The following is a 17,953-nucleotide window of genomic DNA, read 5'->3' on the forward strand; positions in this document are numbered from 1 at the left end:
TAAGGGACGACATGCAAGCCAAACCAACCATTTTCGGCCAAGTGAACGCGTGGGTGCGCGACATAATCGCCTTGTTCCGCCAAAAACCGGGCAAGTGGATGCTGCTCGGCCTGGCGCATGTGTTTTTTTTCGCTATGCTGCCTGGCTTGATAGGCCTGAAATTCGTTTCCTTCCTCTTGCTGCCGGCTTTCCTGGCGCTGGCGGTAGGTTTCTACCGCGATGCCGATGCCGGCCGCGACAGCGACTTGGGCGACCTGCTCAATGAAATCAAGCCCAGTTTCAGGAAGCTGCTGGGCCTGGGCGCCATTTGCGTCGCATACGTGCTGCTCATCAATATCCTGACGGCAGAAGACGCCATGAAGCTGGAAGCCCTGGCCAGGAGCGAAGAAAGCCCGGAGCAGGTGCTGGAACAGTCCTTCCCCATCCTGGTCAAGTTGATGTTGCTGCTGGTGCCGCTGGTGCTAGTGATCTGGTTCGCCCCGGCATTGGTCGCGTTCCAGCAATATTCAGTGGTGCGCGCCATCAAGTCCAGTCTGGCCGCGTTCATTCAATACCTGCTGCCATTATTGCTGACGTGGGTGTCCGTGACATTGATCATCATGTTGAGCATGACGCTGGCAGGCGTGCTGGTGGGGATGATGTCTGCAGCCTCCAAGGCCATGGGCGGGTTCTTGATGCTGGTGCTGGTGTTTGCCTGCATGCTGTTCGCCAGCGCCCTCATGCTGGCGTTCCAGTACGTCAGCAACCGTGACATCTTCAAGATGCCGCGGCCTGACCGCGTCGAACTGCTATAGCGTTTCCAGCTTGGCGTATTCCAGCGCCAGCCACTTCAAGCCTTCCCGCCCGAAATTGACCTGCACGCGCAGGTCGTTGGCATTGCCTTCGTAATTGACCACCACGCCCTGGCCGAACTTGCTGTGGGCCACGGCCTGGCCGATTTTCCAAGGCATGCTGGCTTGAGGGCGCGGAGCCGGGGCGGCAGCGGCCATATATTGGTTGGCGCCGCCATAGGATTTGTTCGAGACGGTGTTCAGGCGTTTGACCAGCGCTTCCGGGATTTCATCCAGGAAGCGTGACGGAATGCCGTAACGTACCTGCCCGTGCAGCATGCGGTTTTGCGCAAAGCTGATATAAAGCCGCTGGCGTGCGCGGGTCACGGCCACGTACATCAGGCGGCGTTCTTCCTCCAGGCCGTTGGATTCGTAACTGCTCTGCTCGTGCGGGAATAGCCCTTCTTCCAGGCCGCTGATGAAAACGGTATTGAATTCCAGGCCCTTGGCGGCATGCACGGTCATCAACTGCAGCGCGTCGCGGCCGACATCGGCCTGGTGTTCGCCGGCCTCCAGGCTGGCATGGGCGAGGAATTGCGCGAGGATGGACATGGCAACCTCGCCGTTCTCGTCCACCTGCATGCCGATGTCCTGGTTCATGAAGGCAATCGCCGCATTCACCAGTTCATCCAGGTTGGCGAGGCGATCTTCGCCTTCCTTGTCCGCCGCATAGTGGTCGCGCAGGCCGGAAAGCCGGGTGGCAAGCTCGACCTGCTCGGCAAGCGTGAGGCCGATGGATTCTTCCTGCATTTGCTTGACTAGGGCGACGAACCCGTCCAGGCCGCGGCCAGGTTTGCCGTCGCCGGCTTTCGCGTATGCCGCCTGCCACAGGCTGCTTTCCTGCTGGCGCGCCAGTTCCTGTAATTGCTCCAGGCTGCGCGCGCCGATGCCGCGCGTCGGGAAGTTGATCACGCGCAGTAGGGCGGTGTCGTCGTCGCCGCTGGCGATCAGGCGCAGATAGGCGAGCGCATGCTTGACCTCGGCGCGCTCGAAGAAGCGCAAGCCGCCGTAGACGCGGTAAGGCAGGCCGGCGGAAAACAGTTCGTGCTCAAGGATGCGCGACTGGGCATTGGAGCGGTAGAGCAGGGCGATCTGGCTAAGCTCGGTGCCTTCCTTGTGCAGGGCCTTGATCTCGTCGACGATGAATGTGGCCTCGTCCTTGTCGTTGTAGCCTTCATATACGCGGATGGGCTCGCCCTTGCCGGCAGAGGTCCAGAGGTTCTTGCCCAGGCGGTTGCGGTTATGCATGATGATGGCGTTGGCCGCATCGAGGATATTGCTGTGGGAGCGGTAGTTCTGCTCCAGCTTGACGACGTTCTGCACGTTGAAGTCGTGCTCGAAGTCGCGCATGTTGCCGACGCGCGCGCCACGGAAGGCATAGATGGACTGGTCGTCGTCGCCCACGGCGAAGATGCAGTTGTCCGCGCCTGCGAGGAGCTTCAGCCACAGGTATTGCAGGCGGTTGGTATCCTGGAACTCGTCCACCAGGATGTATTTGAAGCGGTGCTGGTAATGTTCGCGGATACTGTTGTTCCTGCTCAATAGCTCGTAGCAGCGCAGCAGCAGCTCGGCAAAATCCACCACGCCTTCGCGCTGGCACTGCTTGTCGTATTCCTCGAAGATTTCGCGCATGCGCTGCGAGTGGCTGTCGTAGGCTTCAACCGCGTAGGCGCGCAGGCCTTCTTCCTTGCAGCTGTTGATGTAGCCCAGCACTTGCTTGGGCGGGAATTTCTCGTCATCGACGTTCATCACCTTCATGACGCGCTTGATGGCGGAAAGCTGGTCAGCCGTATCCAGTATCTGGAATGTGGCGGGCAATTCTGCCTCGCGATGGTGCGCCCTCAACAGGCGGTTGCACAAGCCGTGGAAAGTGCCGGCCCACATGCCGCGAATGTTGATCGGCAGCATGGCGCCCAAGCGGGTGAGCATTTCCTTGGCGGCCTTGTTGGTGAAGGTCACGGAAAGAATGCCGTGCGGGGAGACTTGCCCGGTCTGGATTAGCCAGGCGATGCGAGTCGTGAGTACGCGGGTCTTGCCGCTGCCGGCCCCGGCCAGGATCAGCGCGGACTGGTGCGGAAGGGTAACGGCTTCCAGTTGTTTTTCATTGAGGCCGTCGAGCAGAGAAGTGGAGAAGGTGGAATTCATCATAGCCTGCATTATCGCAGGTGAGCGCATTGAAGAGAACCGCCGAGGCAGGTGTTGCTAATGAAGCAGGCGTGCACTTTTAGTGCGCAATTGTAAGCAGATGTAAAAAACGCACTTTGGATGAACTATCCGATTAAGGCCCGGTCTTATTTTCCAGACGACGCACTCGTCTCCCGCTTTCCTCCCTGAGCGGGAAGCCTTATCCCAATGAGGCTTAAATGCTTAACCCCGATTTTACTCCCCTTTAATCGGGGTTTTTTTTGCCTGTCGTTTCCGGGCTTGCTTTGCGAGGGTATTTAACCCCGCGATTCTTTAATTACCAATGCTAATCATTTGCGAGTATATGCTTAATTGATCGCATGTGGGAATAAATATTCTGACCGGCAAGTATGACGAATTGACGGCAAGCGGAACCATCTATCCCTATTGACGGCGCGAACAAATAAAAAAGCCCCGGCGAACCGGGGCTTTTTGCTTTGAGGCTGCCTTGCGGCAGCCAATGATGAGGACGGCTTAGAAGCCCATGCCGCCCATGCCGCCTGCGTCATGAGGAGCGATAGGCGCTTCTTCCTTAGGCAGCTCGGCTACCAGTGCATCGGTAGTCAGGATCAGGGAGGCGACGGAAGCAGCGTTCTGCAGGGCGGAACGTGTCACCTTGGCTGGGTCGAGAACGCCCAGCTCAACCAAGTCGCCGTAAGTGCCGTTGGAAGCGTTGTAACCGTAGTTGCCGGTACCTTCCAGTACCTTGTTGACCACGACGGATGGTTCGTCGCCGGCGTTAGCCACGATCTGGCGCAACGGCTCTTCAATCGCGCGCAGCACGATCTTGATACCTGCGTCCTGATCTGGGTTCTCGCCCTTCAGTTCCTTGATGGAAGCGCGGGCGCGCAGCAGAGCAACGCCGCCGCCAGGCACGATGCCTTCTTCAACGGCAGCGCGTGTAGCGTGCAACGCATCTTCAACGCGAGCCTTCTTTTCCTTCATTTCGGTTTCGGTGGCGGCACCGACCTTGATCACGGCAACGCCGCCAGCCAGCTTGGCTACGCGTTCTTGCAGTTTTTCACGATCATAGTCGCTGGTGGCTTCTTCGATCTGCTTCTTGATCTGGTCGATACGCACCTTGATGTTGCTCTCGGTACCGTTGCCGTCGATGATGGTGGTGTTTTCCTTGCCGATCTCGACGCGCTTGGCTTGGCCGAGGTCTTCCAGGGTCACTTTTTCCAGGCTCAGGCCGACTTCTTCAGCAATCACGTTGCCGCCGGTCAGGATGGCGATATCTTCCAGCATGGCCTTGCGACGGTCGCCGAAACCAGGCGCCTTGACAGCCACGGTCTTCAGGATGCCGCGGATGTTGTTCACCACCAGGGTCGCCAACGCTTCGCCTTCAACGTCTTCCGCGATGATCAGCAGGGGACGGCCAGCCTTGGCAACTTGTTCCAGGGTCGGCAGCAGATCGCGGATGTTGCTGATCTTCTTGTCGTAGAGCAGAACGAACGGGTTTTCCAGCAGGGCGATTTGACGTTCTGGATTGTTGATGAAGTATGGAGACAGGTAGCCGCGGTCGAATTGCATGCCTTCCACGACATCCAGCTCGTTTTCGAGGCCGGAACCGTCTTCAACGGTGATCACGCCTTCCTTGCCTACCTTGTCCATCGCGTCAGCAATGATCTGGCCGATGTCGGCATCGGAGTTGGCGGAGATGGAACCAACCTGGGCAATTTCCTTGCTGGTGGTGGTTGGCTTGGAGATTGCCTTGATCTCGTTCACGATCTCGGCAACAGCCTTGTCGATACCGCGCTTGAGATCTGTCGGGTTGAAGCCGGCAGCTACGTACTTGAAGCCTTCGCGTACAATGGCTTGTGCCAGTACGGTAGCGGTAGTGGTGCCGTCGCCGGCGTTGTCATTGGTCTTGGAAGCGACTTCCTTCACCAGTTGCGCACCCATGTTTTCCAGCTTGTCGCTCAACTCGATTTCCTTGGCAACGGAAACGCCGTCCTTTGTGACGGTTGGGGAGCCGAAGGAACGCTCCAGGACAACATTACGGCCCTTAGGGCCCAGGGTCACCTTGACGGCGTTTGCCAGAACATTCACGCCATTAACGATCTTGGCACGTGCCTCATCGCCGAAAATCACTTGTTTTGCAGCCATTTATATCTCCTAATAAACTTGTTTGAGCTAATGTTGTGCCGCTATTAGGCTTCCACAACACCCAGAATGTCATCTTCGCGCAGCACCAGCACTTCTTCGCCGTTTACCTTGACGGCCTGGCCTGCATATTTGCCGAACAACACCTTGTCACCCACCTTGACGTCCAGGGCGATCGCCTTGCCGTTGTCGTCCTTCTTGCCAGGACCAACAGCAATCACTTCACCTTGATCTGGTTTTTCAGCTGCGGAGTCAGGAATCACGATCCCGGATGCGGTCTTGCGCTCTTCTTCCAGGCGTTTCACGATAACGCGGTCTTGCAATGGGCGAATTGCCATGAGTTTCTCTCCTAAAATCTTTAAATGATCATTGGGTTTGTTACAAGTTTGGTTGCTAGGGCGGTTTAGCACTCCACCCTATTGAGTGCTAATGATAGGGACGATGTAGTGGTTTTTCAAGGGTGGATTTTGAAATTTTTTTGTCGCCTGAAATTTAAATCAAGATTTTTGCAATCGAAAACTAGATTATTGAATTCAAGAGTATGTTCTCTGATATTAATGGGACAACCCTAAGTGGAGGAGGATATGCTGCCGCTGGTCAAGGCGACGATAGTGCCTGCGTTGCTTGGGTGGCGGGATCAGTTATACAGAAACAGTCGGCAAGCGCGTCCACGCTCTGCAGGACGCCGAGTAGGCCATAGGCGTTGAAAGAATTTTCCACGCCTATTCCACAATGGCTGACATAGTTCGCCATGATCGACGGCATGTGGCGGGCCTGGAATGCAAATGCTTGCTCTTTCCAATTGCTCAGCATGAAAATACCTGACAGAGAGGGCAACTGGAATGAATGATTCAATTTTATTGTTATGGCGCGTATTTCTATAGTCCAGGATTAGTTACAATAGGCTGTTCGAACTGGAAGTGACTGATTTTAATAAAATAAATGATACTCAGTCTCAACATTGCAAAACCCCATCATAATAAAACTTATATTCTCACAACTATGGAGAGAGCCATGAACGCAACAGTCAAACAGATATTGCTGGGTATCTCAGCCTTCTGTATCAGCCTGAGTTTAAGCAGCCCGCTACTAGCAGACCCACCACACGGAAAAGGCAATGGAAATGGTGGCCCTCCCGGACAAATGAAAAAACAGCAACAACAAGGAGGAGGCTCTGACCGTTACTCCTACGATGGTCGCAGGGATGGAGGCAACATCGATATCGACATCCACTTCTCCACCAACCAACGCGTCATCATCCAGGACTACTATCGCGATCAATACCACGCAGGCCATTGCCCACCTGGGTTAGCGAAAAAGAATAATGGCTGCATGCCGCCAGGACAAGCCAAAAAATGGCGTAGAGGCTATCCACTACCGCGCGATGTCGTGTATTACGACCTACCTCCAGTCATCATGGCCAGACTGGACCCACCACCGCGTGGCTATAAATATGTCAGAGTGGCAGCAGACATTCTCATGATCGCTATTGGCACTGGCATGGTGATCGATGCCATAGAGGACTTGGGAAGCATGTAAGCAGCAAGGTCTATATCATGATGGTATAGGCCTTCTAGGGTCGAGAGATTGAGTTGCTATACGGTTGCACCCTGGTTGAACCCCGTGAAGGATGGTTATATTTGGCTACCTTGCTGGATATCTTTAATGGGGTAATAGCGCGAGTGTTCGATTACCTGCTGCGCCCTTGCAGCAATTGGGGGTTGGATCGGCCTTGGAGGTGTCTATCAGAAGGAAGGTTTGTAGGGATATCGTTCACCTGCAGTTTGATCCTGCTGCAGGCAGTGAAATGAAAGGCCCTTGTAATTCCAGGTTCATGGACATCAACCGATCTCCAGTAACTTGATCTTGTCGCCATCCACGCCGAACACGTGGTCGAGTTGCGCCGGGCTGCCAGGGAAATTGCCGACGACATTGGCTGTGACCTTCAAGCGATCTCCTTCTCGGGAAACGCTGACAGGCTCAACCGTGTACTTGAATGCCTTCTGTGCCTCACGCTGCCATGCTTGGATGGCTACATGCCCCCGATGCGTCTTGCCTTCGTCCACAACAATCGCATCCGATGTGAAGCAATGGGAAATTTGAGAGATGTCCGAGCCATTGCTGATCTCGAAGTAAAGGGCGACTGGATTCGGTAGTGAAAGGGGCATGGTTGCGTTCTCGCTGTGATTTACTGTATGAGAATTTTCGCCATATACTTTCAAACTATCAAGAACGCACTAAAAAGTAAGTTACTGAGTCATGGGAAAAATATACACACCCGCCACTGCCGCCGTTGGCGTAGAAGAAGTCATTCGGCTACTGGAAGGCCGATGGAAGCTGATCATTCTTTTCCATCTTTTCGGTGGACAAGTGCAACGCTATTCCGACTTCGAGAAGCTGATTCCCGGGATTTCTCAGAAGATGCTGGCCCAGCAGCTTCGTCAGTTGGAAGCGGACGGAATCGTTTCGCGCAAGCTTTATCCGCAAGTACCCCCAAAGGTCGAGTACCGACTGACGGAGTGGGGGCAGGCCTTGTGCCCCGCTTTGGATGCAATGCTGAAATGGGCGGAGAAGCGCGAATCGTTGCTGCCAGCACACGGAGGCGCGACTCAAGAGTCCTCTTGAACTTGTGTAGTAAGCCACTTTTCAACCCTGCCTTCCGCCGTCTTGGCGTGTTAATTAAAGTTCCAGCGATGCTGGCCGTGGTGTACATCGTCAATAATAGTAAGATTTGGTATCGGCGACAGTAGACAAGGATTGACCTCAATGAATACACATGACGATGGCTTAGCTAATGTAGAGGTATCATTGCTCAAAGCATTTCAGGCGTTTGATGAGGCTGGTCGCATGAAGCCTTCTAGCGACTATGACCGGGTGGTGGATGTCATGGAAGAGTTGGTGAAGTTCACTATACTCACTCGTGATATCTCCCCGTTACTTGTCGACAGATACGGCGAACGCAAGAATAGGGTCGAAGCCTTGTCTCGGCACCTGTAGCAGAAAGCCATGTGATGTCAGTATCGGCCACCACAGTGCATGACAATGCCTGGCATGTTTTTTTGGTGTTTTTAAGGCTGGGACTAACCTCTTTTGGCGGTCCTATCGCACACCTGGGCTATTTCCGTACGGAATTCGTCGAGCGTCGCTGCTGGATTGATGACCGTGGCTATTCTGATCTTGTCGCACTCTGCCAGCTCCTCCCGGGACCGACCAGCAGCCAAGTTGGTATGGCGCTAGGCCTGGGTCGGGCGGGTTGGCCGGGCATGCTGGCGGCTTGGGCGGGCTTTACCTTGCCATCGGCAATAGCGCTGATCCTATTCGCCTTCGGCATCATTCAGTACCAAGGATTGATCGAATCAGGCTGGGTGCATGGTTTGAAGGTCGTCGCAGTGGCAATAGTAGCGCAGGCGGTCTGGAATATGGCCAAGTCGCTATGCCCAGATCAGCCTCGTGCCGTCCTGGCTATCCTAGGCGCGCTTCTGACCCTGCTCCTGCCAACTGCCACGGGACAGATCGCTGCCATCGTCGTTGGAGGCCTGCTGGGCCGCTGGCGACTCACTTTATCACAGCAGGTTATTAGCCAAGCACATGTATATCCCGTCTCGCGCAAACTCGGCATCGTCGTCTTGCTGCTATTTGCCGTATCATTAGTTGTCCTGCCACTATGGGCTGCAGTCAGCGGTTCTTCGAGCTGGGCACTGCTCCAAGGCGTTTATTACTCTGGCGCACTTGTCTTTGGTGGCGGTCACGTCGTCTTACCGTTACTCCAGGCCACGGTCATACCCAGTGGAACAGTGAGCAATGCTGATTTTCTAGCAGGCTATGGCGCAGTTCAAGCTGTACCTGGGCCGCTGTTCGCCTTCGCGGCATATCTGGGCGCCGTGGCTCAGGGTCCACTACACGGCTGGTTAGGTGGGTTCGTGTTACTTGGGGTAATCTTCCTGCCGGCTTGTCTGGTGCTCATCGGCGCGCTACCTTTATGGGAAAGCCTCCGCCACCGCCGGGGTATCCAAACTACAATAGCAGGGATCAACGCCAGTGTGGTCGGTATCCTGCTGTCAGCCCTTTATGATCCGGTGTGGACCAGCTCCATTCATAGCACAGCAGACTTTGGGCTTGCGCTGACTGCATTTGGGCTGCTGGTTTATGGCCGTGTACCGCCTGCCCTAGTCGTCCTGATAGCTGCGCTAGGGGGGTGGGTCATGTCGTTTGCAATTTAAATCCAGAGTATTAGCAGCCTCATCCTGCTACAGCGTATGGGCATAGGTTCTGCCTAGTGCCATCATCTGGATCGGGTTGCTCATCACCGGAGCCCATCCCAGCCTGGCTGGCGTAGTCTTCGGGCTCATGACCCCGGTGCTTTCTCACGCGTTCATCGCCAGTTGTTCAAGGAAGCGTCCTCAGATAACTAACAACTGGCACAACCACTGCGTAAGCTCCGTATTGCCCAACGCGAGCCGCCGCCGGTGACTCGCATCCAAATGGCACTTCATTCCTGGGTGGCATTCGGCATCATGCCATTATTCGCCCTGGCCAATGCCGGGATAGCCCAGCCTGCCCAGTTTAAATAAGCAAATCGTGATTATGCGTTGATTGATTTGGTTCTATTATTCAAATATTATTGAAATATGGAATCAAAAATCATCGTTACAGCTTTAGCCGCTCTTGCCCAGGAATCCCGGCTCTCAATATATCGACTTCTCGTGCAGGCTGGGACAGCTGGTTTGGCCGCAGGCAAGATCAGCGAGTCTTTGGGCATCGCCCCGTCTTCATTATCTTTCCATATGAAAGAACTCAGCCATGCCCAGCTAGTGACGTCGCGTAATGAAGGCCGTTTTGTCATCTACTCAGCCAATTACGAGCACATGCACAGTGTCCTGGCCTACCTCACTGAGAATTGCTGTGGCGGCGTTCCGTGCACTCCAGTGCAATTTCAACTTTCTAAAGCATCTGCCAAATGACCATTAAAACTTTCAATGTCCTCATCCTTTGCACAGGCAACTCCGCCAGAAGCATCATGGCAGAGGCCTTGTTCAACAAATTAGGTCAGGGCAGATTCAAGGCCTATAGTGCCGGCAGTAACCCCACGGGCAAAGTGAATCCCTTCGCCATCGAGCAAATTGCTGACCTTGGGTATTCCACCGAAGAATTGCGTAGCAAGAGCTGGGATGAGTTTGCCAAACCAGAGGCCCCAAGGATGGATATTGTCATTACTGTTTGTGATAACGCAGCCGGAGAAGCCTGCCCCATCTGGCCTGGTACTCCGGTTTCAGGACATTGGGGTTTTGAGGATCCCGCCGCTATTGAAGGTAGCGATGAAGATAAGCGGATTGCTTTTTCACGCATCCGCGGGCAGATACAGCGTTGCGTGGAACGCTTCATCAGCCTGCCAGTAGAGGCTATGAGTGCCTCCGATATCAAACACTTGCTGGATAGCATCAAATGAGTATGTTTGAACGCTATCTCACCCTCTGGGTAGCCTTGTGCATACTGATAGGGGTTTCCTTAGGGCAGCTTTGGCCTGACGTATTCCAGGCGATTGCCCGGCTTGAATTTGCCCAAGTGAACTTACCGGTTGGGTTTTTGATCTGGGTCATGATCATCCCTATGCTGGCCAAGGTGGATTTTTCAGCTCTGGGGCAAGTACGCCGGCACGTCAAAGGTATCGGTATCACGCTATTTGTGAATTGGCTGATCAAGCCATTCTCAATGACATTGCTTGCCTGGTTATTCATTCGACATTTGTTTGGCGGCATGCTGCCTGCTGATCAGGTAGACAGCTATATCGCCGGATTAGTACTGCTCGCTGCCGCTCCTTGCACGGCGATGGTGTTTGTCTGGAGCCGGCTCACGCAAGGCGACCCCTTGTTTACCTTATCCCAAGTAGCACTGAACGATACCATCATGATCTTTGGCTTTGCTCCCTTGGTCGGGTTGCTGCTGGGCATTTCTGCGATCAGCGTGCCGTGGGCTACGCTCACGACATCTGTTGTGCTTTATATTGTGATTCCGGTGTGGGTGGCTCAATTGCTGCGCAAGGTAGTGCTGGCCAAAGGACAAGCTAGTTTTGAGCGGGTCATGAAAGCTGCGGGTAGCTGGTCGATTGCTGCATTATTGCTGACATTGATTTTGTTATTCGGCTTTCAGGGGCGCTCCATCATTGATCAGCCACTTGTCATTGCACTCCTGGCAGTCCCTATCTTGATCCAGGTATTCTTCAATGCTGGACTGGCCTATTGGCTGAACTACAAAGCGCGTGAACGACATAGCGTGGCTTGTCCCTCAGCCTTGATCGGTGCGAGTAACTTTTTTGAATTGGCAGTTGCCACCGCTATCAGTTTGTTTGGCTTTCATTCGGGGGCGGCCTTAGCCACGGTCGTTGGCGTTCTGATTGAAGTTCCGGCCATGCTCGCAGTAGTTTGTATCGTCAATCGCAGCAAGGACTGGTATCAGCGAAACCAAGCAAGGACTTAAGGGGAAAATGCTGATCATTGCATAAAAAAACAATGCAAGCCTGGAGCTCGATTGCCAGAATTCTTCTCAAATTATGTTGCAAATATAAAGTAGTGGATTTGCAAGATGCTTTGTAAGCGAGTGATTTGCCTATCTCTGGGCAATATCCACGAAAAAGTCACCGTCAGCGGCTGCATCATCGGCATCCCTGCCAAATCTGGCGCCTGCAGACCTCGCCATACCTCATCGTCAATCCACAGATGCCAATCCAAGCCGTACGGCAACAGCAATAACTCTGCCGATTCCTTTACTTGGCATTTTGTCGCTCACTTGGTTACGTACCTTTCCTCATGGCCCTAGGGGCCCGGCTTTTTCATTTGCATAGTCTTTCAAATTGAGGGTTTGTGGATGAAAGGCGCGGCTGATCCAGATGCCCGCTAGGATGGAATGCACAAGAAGTTTTGCATCTTCATGCTAAAAATGTACTATACAGTTTAGTTTTAAACTAAATGGTTTGGTTTTATCGGGAAAGTCTATGGAGATTGTAATATGCACATGGTTTTTAAATTATTGATGGTAGTCCTGGGCTTGGGGTTGTGGGGAACTGTCCTCGCGGTTGAACAGCCGCCCCAAGTCGTAGTGTTGGCATTCGAGCTCAATGATCTGACCAATCTGCCTAATGCGCCGGAAGAGCTGCAGCGCATCGATTTATTGTCGACCAAGTTCAAAGAGGCGCTTAAAAACAAGGAAGTGAATGTCATCCAGGAAGGTGCCAAGGTGAAATCGGAGGTGGAGCAGCATTCGCCTACCTATCTTTATGACAACGTAGAAACGGCGATTGAGCTCAACAAGGAAACCGGGGCGGATTACCTGGTGATTGGCGTGGCCTTGAAACCCACCTATTTATTTGTCTATCCACGATTGATCTTGGTGGACGTCAAAAAGCGTGCTGTCGTCATGTCCAAGTCTGCCCAGCTGGAGAGTTCGTGGAGCGATAAAAACACCACAATACGCACAGCGGAAAAACTTGCCCAATTGATCAAGGATAAGCTCGAACAGTTGAGCGAAGCCGCCAAATAACTGAAGTTACCGCGCTGTTCACCAGACTGCATTCATAGCTCGATGAACGCATATGTGTCAGAATGAACGGTATAGTACATATAAGGCAAGGCAATGGATTTACTCAATAGCGCATGGTTGATCCACATGATAGAGCGCAGCGGCAAAAAACCGGCCGAGAAGCTGCTGTGCGTATATTCCCTTCTCGATACTTGGCTGAGTGCGCCCGGCATCCGGGAGAGGGCGCTTGAGGAATATGCATCGCAACATTCTTTGGCTGCGGCCTGTCCCGTATTAAGCGCGCACTTGCTTCGACTCGCTACGGTAGCAAAGCTGCAGAATCCTGCAGCCGTCGTCGCACAGTTGATGATTTTGTTGCAAGGGGCGGTCGCTGAGGAATTGCGCAGCCCCGGGACGGACGCGTTGCTAACCGCCCAACAGGCGGCAAAGGCCGTATTGGCGGATGCGCGGCCGCCGCTCGCGACGAGGATTGAGAAATCCTTGCTCGCAGGCGGGTATGCCGCGGCAGTGACTGCCATCGCTATTCTCGGCCTGCATGTCTGGCCTTCAGGACAACATCAACAGGCGCAATTTGCCCAGCAGGGCACCGAATATCAAGAAGCTGCGGTTGTGGACGCCATCGACCCGGCCCTGCTGCTCAAGGCGCTTGTCTTCAAACGCAATATTCAGTCGGGAATCTGCCCGGCCCCCAGCTATGCGAGCGTTCCCCAGGATCAGTTGCAGACTTACATGCACGTCGTGCAGTCTGGGTTATCCAGTAACCCGGCATTGGATAGCCGGAAGCTGGAAGCATTGTTGGCATGGTACGAACAACATCGGGCTTGGGAGTGCTACTCCAAGTTGCAAAACAAGCAAAAGATAATATTGGGAATGGGCGTTTGATATGGCAAGACGGATGCGTGAGTACATCTTGGAGGTAGCTGGCGATTTGTTTTCCAGGCAAGGCATCAATTCGACGAGCGTGGACAACATCGCCGCCCAGGCGCAGGTCGCCAAGGTGACCTTGTACAAATACTTCAAGTCGAAGGAGCTTCTCATCATCGAGCACCTCCGCACCCAGGAAGAGAAGCTCTGGCAAAAGCTGGCCGAGGCGTCACGGCAAGAAAGCGCGTTAGCTGAACTGGAGGCATTGGTCGTCGGCCTGCTGGATATCATCGGGGAAAAGGATTTCAAAGGGTTTGCCTCGATCAAGGCCGGCGTCGAGTTTCCCCAGTCTGATCATCCGGTCAATCAGAGATCCCGGGAGTTTTCCAGGCAATTGAGAAGTCAGTTTGCGGAGTTGGCGGAGAAGGCCGGCATCAGGCAAGCCGAGGCCTTGGCATTGCAATTGGCGCTAGTGGTGGAAGGGGCGGCCATTACGGAAAGAAGCCAGCAAGGCAGCGATTTCGTTGGCCATGCCAAGTCCTTGGTTAAGACGCTGATTAATAGTGCAAGCTAAATTGCCCTGCTGTTGTTTTAGGCAGTTCATGATTCAGCAGCCATTTTTTACGTTCCAATCCTCCCCCATATCCGGTCAGGGATTTGTCGGACCCGATCACTCTATGGCATGGCACGATAATGCCGACCGGGTTGGCGCCATTCGCCAGCCCAACGGCACGCACGGCCGAGGGCTTGCCTATCTTCTCCGCCAGGGCGGCGTAGCTGATGGGCGTTCCCGGGATGATATCCCTTAATGCTTTCCACACCGTTCTCTGGAAGTCGGTGCCTCCGGTTGCAATTGCGATAGTGTCTATGATCTGAAGGTCGCCTTCAAAATACGCCTGCATTGCCAAGGCCGCTGGAGATGTTCCTGAATGCGTATTCAACATGACGGTATCGCCACGGTATTGCCTTTGCATCAAGAGGTGCAGGCGGTCTTCATGATCGTGCCAATCCAGGGCGCGAACGCGTTGATGTTCGTCCGTGACGAGCAGCATTTGTCCAATCGGCGTATTCATTCTTTCCATCAATAACGATAGGTGCGGCATTCACTGTCTCCTATCACGCAGTGCAAGAAATATCCCTGGATGGCGATTGAAAGATAGTTGGTTCCTAAATTCAAAGCCGCGAGCGGCACGGTATTCATGATTCCTGCTCGCGCGCGAGCAACTCGCGTTTGCGCTCGACGCCCCAGCGATAGCCGGAGATATCGCCATCCCGCCGCACCACGCGGTGGCAGGGAATCGCGACCGCGATCTTGTTGGCGCCGCAGGCCTGCGCCACGGCGCGGACCGCGCGCGGGCAGCCCATGCGTTCCGCAACCTCGGCATAGCTGACGGTAGCGCCGGGCGGGATTTCCCGCAGGATTCGCCATACCCTTTCCTGGAATACAGTGCCGCGGATATCCAGCGGCAGGTTCAAGCCGAGCGACGGCGCTTCGACGAAGCCGACGACCTGGGCGACCAGCTGCTCGAAATCCTGGTCGCCGCCGATCAGGCGCGCTTTGGGGAACTGGTCCTGCAGGTCCCGCACGATCTGTTCAGGATCGTCGCCCAGCAGGATGGCGCATATTCCCTTTCGGCTTTGTGCGACCAGGATCGCGCCCAGCGAACATTGCCCGACGGCAAAACGGATGACGGCGCCTGGGCCGCCGGCCCGGTAATCGCTCGCGCGCATGCCGAGCAATTGGTCGGCAGTCTCATAATAGCGGCTGTTGGAATTGAAGCCGGCGCCGTAAATGGCATCCGTGACGGAAATATCCGGCGTGTTCAGTTCTTCCCGCAGCTTGCGGCCGCGGTAGGCGGTTGCGTAGGCCTTGGGCGTCAATCCCGTTTCTGCCTTGAAGATGCGGTGAAAATGATAGGCGCTCAGGCCGATGCGTTCGGCCAATGCTTCCAGGTTGGGCGGCGTTTCCGATGCCTCGATGAGTTTGCATGCCTTGGCAACCAGGCCGGCCCTTTCAGCGGCGACCGTATTTTTGTCTTGCGTCCGCTGGCTGGGCCGGTAACCGGCGGCTTCGGCCAATGCCGGGGTGGCGAAAAATTCCACATTTTCACGCTTGGGCAGCCGGGACGGGGAGCTGGGACGGGGAGCTGGGCTTGCAATAGATTCTGGTAGTCTTCACGCCATAGACGAAACAACCGTCCGCTGCCGCATCCCGGTTGGCGACTGCTTGCCAGCGTGCCTCGTCGGAAAGATAAGCCGGTTTGCTCATGCCGGGTTCCATTGCGATATCCTCATCCTGTCCATGTATTCAGGATATCGTCGAGTTCAATCGCAAGCACTCCGCTTCTTGCGGTGTAATTCGCGAGCGCACAGCTTCTACGACCCACCGCATTATTCCCCGGGAAATTGCTCTGTCTCGTAACCTTGCATGACGCCTTGTCTGTCCTGCGCGCTTCTGTTCTGGCTTAGCTTGAATTTGCCCGCAATGGACTGGACCGGAATTTCCACGCCCACAATCGCTTTCAATTGGGATGCAATGAAATCTGCCGGCGCATCTGCAACCTGCCAAGGCTGGGTTCGTTCTGCTTCGTTGTGCTGCGTCAAGTGGCTGGCCTGTGCCAATAGCCAATCAGGGTCGTCAATCACGAGGGGAGTTCCCCGCACCTGGACCATAGTGTAATTCCAGGTCGGGACGACTTTGCCGTGTTCTGCTTTGGACGGATACCACGAGGGCGTGACATAAAATTGCGGCCCCTGGAAAACCACCAATGCTTCTCCGCCTGCACGGAGTTCGTCCAGTTGTTTGTTTCCCCTGGCAAGGTGGGCGCGCAAGACGCCATTTTCCCCATCCAGGTGGAGCGCGAAGGGAAGCAGGTTTGCCATCAAGCCTTGCGGGCCGGACGTAATGAGCGTGGCGAGCGGATGCTCAGTGATCAGCTGGTATAAAACATCCAAGCGTTCTTCTCTGAATATACTAGGGTTATGCATATCGACCTTCCCGTTGTGCGCCGCGAGATGTTGAATGGCGGCAAGTATTCATGCCAATGTTGTGCTCTGCTTGTCCGAAGGCATGTAGAACACCGTCAATCTTGATCATGCCAGATTGCGTCATGATTCGTGCGCATTGATGGCAGGAGGAACACATGCCGCCAGTTCGCATGTATTCTACTCAGCCTCAAGCATATCAATAAAAATTTAGGTGTTGATGGAAATGAGCGCTAAGCGGACTTTCTGGACATTGGTGGTCTCTGCCGCAGCCATTCTGGCTGTCACCATGGGCATCCGGCAATCCATGGGCCTATTCGTTTCGCCCTTGAACGCATCTACCGGCCTGGGCATTGTGACGGTCAGCATGGCCATGGCGATTGCACAATTGGCCTGGGGCGTGGCCCAGCCGCTCTTCGGCATGTTGGCCGACAGGGTGAGCTCGTTCAAAGTCATCGTGCTGGGGACGGCGATGATGGCCATTGGGCTGGCGATCACCCCGTTCATGCAGTCAGGGTTGGGCTTGGTTTTCGCGGTGGGCATCATGACGGCAGTGGGGGCAGGCGCAGGGAGTTTTTCCATCCTGATGGGAGCCGCGGCGCAACGGTTGCCTGGCGAGCAGCGGTCATTTGCCGCAGGCGTGATCAATGCCGGGGGTTCTTTGGGCCAGTTTATTTTCGCCCCGTTCGCCCAGGCGCTCATCCATGCATTCAACTGGGTCACGGCAATCATGGTGCTGGCCGCGACTTCGCTGAGCGTTATTTTGCTGGCGATTCCGCTGAGGGAAAGGAAAGCCGCGGTTCATTCGCAGGCGGCTGATTCATTGGGCCGCATGACGCTGGCGGACCAGGTGCGCATCGCATTCAAGGATCGCAGCTATCTTTGCCTGCATGCAGGGTTTTTCACCTGCGGCTTCCATATCGCTTTCCTGGTGACCCACCTGCCCGGGGAGATTGACCTCTGCGGGCTGCCTGCCTCCATCAGCGCGACATCCATCGCGATCATCGGGTTGGCCAACGTGCTCGGCAGCCTTTACGCAGGCTGGCTGGGCCAGACCCGCAGGATGAAAATGCTGTTGTTCTGGATGTATGCTTCCCGGGCCGTGGCGATTGGTTTTTACCTGCTCGCGCCGAAGACGGAGTCGACCTTTTATCTATTCGCAGCGGTATTGGGCTTCACTTGGCTGTCTACGGTGCCCCCGACAGCCGGGCTGATCGGCAAGCTGTTCGGTGCCCGCTATTTGGCCACGCTGTTCGGCCTGGCCTTGCTCAGCCACCAGGTCGGCGGATTTTTCGGGGCATGGCTGGGCGGGGTCGCCCTATACATGAATGGAGATTATTCATGGATGTGGTATGCCGACATCGTGCTGGCGATTGCGGCGGCGTTGGTGAATCTGCCGATCCGGGAAGAAAAGCCAAGGCCAATACGCAATGTCATGCGTGCCTGACATG

At 54.8% G+C, this 17,953-nt stretch carries 23 protein-coding genes; 14 read left to right on the forward strand and 9 right to left on the reverse strand.

The window, feature by feature from the left end; genetic code table 11:
* Window positions 1-11: 11 nt before the first annotated feature.
* A complete protein-coding gene (locus ACWXTG_RS12815; RefSeq protein WP_407994621.1) occupies window positions 12-794 on the forward strand; it encodes a BPSS1780 family membrane protein in 783 nt (260 codons plus the stop codon).
* Here ACWXTG_RS12815 and ACWXTG_RS12820 read toward each other — a convergent pair.
* The 4 genes from ACWXTG_RS12820 to ACWXTG_RS12835 form a co-directional block, all read right to left on the reverse strand.
* A complete protein-coding gene (locus ACWXTG_RS12820; RefSeq protein WP_480220101.1) occupies window positions 789-2,987 on the reverse strand; it encodes a UvrD-helicase domain-containing protein in 2,199 nt (732 codons plus the stop codon). The genes ACWXTG_RS12815 and ACWXTG_RS12820 overlap by 6 nt on opposite strands.
* A 501-nt stretch (window positions 2,988-3,488) precedes the next feature.
* The gene (gene groL / locus ACWXTG_RS12825; RefSeq protein ID WP_309564259.1) at window positions 3,489-5,123 is read right to left on the reverse strand and encodes a chaperonin GroEL; all 1,635 of its coding nucleotides are present in this window, start codon (window positions 5,121-5,123) and stop codon (window positions 3,489-3,491) included.
* Window positions 5,124-5,167: 44 nt separating this feature from the next.
* Window positions 5,168-5,458, reverse strand: a complete 291-nt coding sequence (gene groES, locus ACWXTG_RS12830) for a co-chaperone GroES (protein WP_309564260.1) — start codon at window positions 5,456-5,458, stop codon at window positions 5,168-5,170.
* A gap of 259 nt (window positions 5,459-5,717) precedes the next feature.
* Complete coding sequence (locus tag ACWXTG_RS12835; protein WP_480220102.1) at window positions 5,718-5,933, reverse strand: hypothetical protein; 216 nt, start codon at window positions 5,931-5,933, stop codon at window positions 5,718-5,720.
* A 201-nt stretch (window positions 5,934-6,134) separates the two neighbouring features.
* Between ACWXTG_RS12835 and ACWXTG_RS12840 the strand changes: the two genes are divergently transcribed.
* Window positions 6,135-6,659 (forward strand): RcnB family protein, encoded by a 525-nt coding sequence (locus ACWXTG_RS12840; protein WP_407994635.1) that lies wholly within the window; start codon window positions 6,135-6,137, stop codon window positions 6,657-6,659.
* A gap of 302 nt (window positions 6,660-6,961) precedes the next feature.
* Here ACWXTG_RS12840 and ACWXTG_RS12845 read toward each other — a convergent pair whose 3' ends face one another.
* Window positions 6,962-7,288, reverse strand: a complete 327-nt coding sequence (locus ACWXTG_RS12845) for a nuclear transport factor 2 family protein (protein ID WP_480220103.1) — start codon at window positions 7,286-7,288, stop codon at window positions 6,962-6,964.
* Between the two features lie 91 nt (window positions 7,289-7,379).
* Here ACWXTG_RS12845 and ACWXTG_RS12850 point away from each other — a divergent pair, with 91 nt between their 5' ends.
* The 11 genes from ACWXTG_RS12850 (at window position 7,380) to ACWXTG_RS12900 (ending at window position 14,091) form a co-directional block, all read left to right on the forward strand.
* Complete coding sequence (locus tag ACWXTG_RS12850) at window positions 7,380-7,745, forward strand: winged helix-turn-helix transcriptional regulator (protein WP_480220104.1); 366 nt, start codon at window positions 7,380-7,382, stop codon at window positions 7,743-7,745.
* Between the two features lie 141 nt (window positions 7,746-7,886).
* Complete coding sequence (locus tag ACWXTG_RS12855) at window positions 7,887-8,117, forward strand: hypothetical protein (protein ID WP_480220105.1); 231 nt, start codon at window positions 7,887-7,889, stop codon at window positions 8,115-8,117.
* A gap of 14 nt (window positions 8,118-8,131) precedes the next feature.
* Entirely contained in the window at window positions 8,132-9,340 is a 1,209-nt protein-coding gene (chrA, locus tag ACWXTG_RS12860) for a chromate efflux transporter (RefSeq protein ID WP_407995570.1), read from the forward strand.
* Window positions 9,341-9,422: 82 nt separating this feature from the next.
* Window positions 9,423-9,590: a hypothetical protein gene (locus ACWXTG_RS12865; RefSeq protein WP_473234710.1), complete on the forward strand. Its 168-nt coding sequence runs from the start codon at window positions 9,423-9,425 to the stop codon at window positions 9,588-9,590.
* Window positions 9,563-9,691, forward strand: coding sequence for a Na+/H+ antiporter NhaA (locus ACWXTG_RS12870; RefSeq protein ID WP_480221242.1), 129 nt, complete (start codon window positions 9,563-9,565; stop codon window positions 9,689-9,691). Before ACWXTG_RS12865 ends, ACWXTG_RS12870 begins: the two co-directional genes overlap by 28 nt.
* Window positions 9,692-9,748: 57 nt before the next feature.
* The gene (locus ACWXTG_RS12875; protein ID WP_309564274.1) at window positions 9,749-10,081 is read left to right on the forward strand and encodes an ArsR/SmtB family transcription factor; all 333 of its coding nucleotides are present in this window, start codon (window positions 9,749-9,751) and stop codon (window positions 10,079-10,081) included.
* Window positions 10,078-10,566 carry an arsenate reductase ArsC gene (locus ACWXTG_RS12880; RefSeq protein WP_480220106.1) on the forward strand — a complete coding sequence of 163 codons (489 nt, stop codon included), beginning with the start codon at window positions 10,078-10,080 and terminating at the stop codon, window positions 10,564-10,566. The genes ACWXTG_RS12875 and ACWXTG_RS12880 overlap by 4 nt, the downstream gene beginning before the upstream one ends.
* Window positions 10,563-11,594: an ACR3 family arsenite efflux transporter gene (arsB, locus tag ACWXTG_RS12885; RefSeq protein ID WP_480220107.1), complete on the forward strand. Its 1,032-nt coding sequence runs from the start codon at window positions 10,563-10,565 to the stop codon at window positions 11,592-11,594. The genes ACWXTG_RS12880 and arsB overlap by 4 nt, the downstream gene beginning before the upstream one ends.
* A gap of 528 nt (window positions 11,595-12,122) precedes the next feature.
* Window positions 12,123-12,653: a DUF2380 domain-containing protein gene (locus tag ACWXTG_RS12890; protein WP_480220108.1), complete on the forward strand. Its 531-nt coding sequence runs from the start codon at window positions 12,123-12,125 to the stop codon at window positions 12,651-12,653.
* 126 nt (window positions 12,654-12,779) lie between these two features.
* Window positions 12,780-13,535: a hypothetical protein gene (locus ACWXTG_RS12895; protein ID WP_480220109.1), complete on the forward strand. Its 756-nt coding sequence runs from the start codon at window positions 12,780-12,782 to the stop codon at window positions 13,533-13,535.
* A gap of 13 nt (window positions 13,536-13,548) precedes the next feature.
* Complete coding sequence (locus tag ACWXTG_RS12900) at window positions 13,549-14,091, forward strand: TetR/AcrR family transcriptional regulator (RefSeq protein WP_480220110.1); 543 nt, start codon at window positions 13,549-13,551, stop codon at window positions 14,089-14,091.
* Here ACWXTG_RS12900 and ACWXTG_RS12905 read toward each other — a convergent pair.
* The 4 genes from ACWXTG_RS12905 to ACWXTG_RS12920 all read right to left on the reverse strand — a co-directional run bounded on the left by ACWXTG_RS12905 (window position 14,075) and on the right by ACWXTG_RS12920 (window position 16,505).
* A complete protein-coding gene (locus tag ACWXTG_RS12905) occupies window positions 14,075-14,620 on the reverse strand; it encodes a methylated-DNA--[protein]-cysteine S-methyltransferase (protein ID WP_309564281.1) in 546 nt (181 codons plus the stop codon). The two genes, ACWXTG_RS12900 and ACWXTG_RS12905, sit on opposite strands and share 17 nt — an antisense overlap.
* A 94-nt stretch (window positions 14,621-14,714) precedes the next feature.
* Window positions 14,715-15,620 (reverse strand): bifunctional DNA-binding transcriptional regulator/O6-methylguanine-DNA methyltransferase Ada, encoded by a 906-nt coding sequence (gene ada / locus ACWXTG_RS12910; RefSeq protein WP_480220111.1) that lies wholly within the window; start codon window positions 15,618-15,620, stop codon window positions 14,715-14,717.
* A 4-nt stretch (window positions 15,621-15,624) separates the two neighbouring features.
* Window positions 15,625-15,786, reverse strand: a complete 162-nt coding sequence (locus tag ACWXTG_RS12915) for an Ada metal-binding domain-containing protein (protein WP_480220112.1) — start codon at window positions 15,784-15,786, stop codon at window positions 15,625-15,627.
* A gap of 122 nt (window positions 15,787-15,908) precedes the next feature.
* The gene (locus ACWXTG_RS12920) at window positions 15,909-16,505 is read right to left on the reverse strand and encodes an FMN-binding negative transcriptional regulator (RefSeq protein WP_309564283.1); all 597 of its coding nucleotides are present in this window, start codon (window positions 16,503-16,505) and stop codon (window positions 15,909-15,911) included.
* 223 nt (window positions 16,506-16,728) lie between these two features.
* Here ACWXTG_RS12920 and ACWXTG_RS12925 point away from each other — a divergent pair, with 223 nt between their 5' ends.
* On the forward strand, window positions 16,729-17,949 hold the full coding sequence (locus ACWXTG_RS12925; RefSeq protein WP_480220113.1) for an MFS transporter: 1,221 nt from the start codon (window positions 16,729-16,731) through the stop codon (window positions 17,947-17,949).
* Window positions 17,950-17,953: the final 4 nt, after the last annotated feature.

It is taken from the genome of Methylobacillus sp. DLP286 (assembly GCF_056636515.1).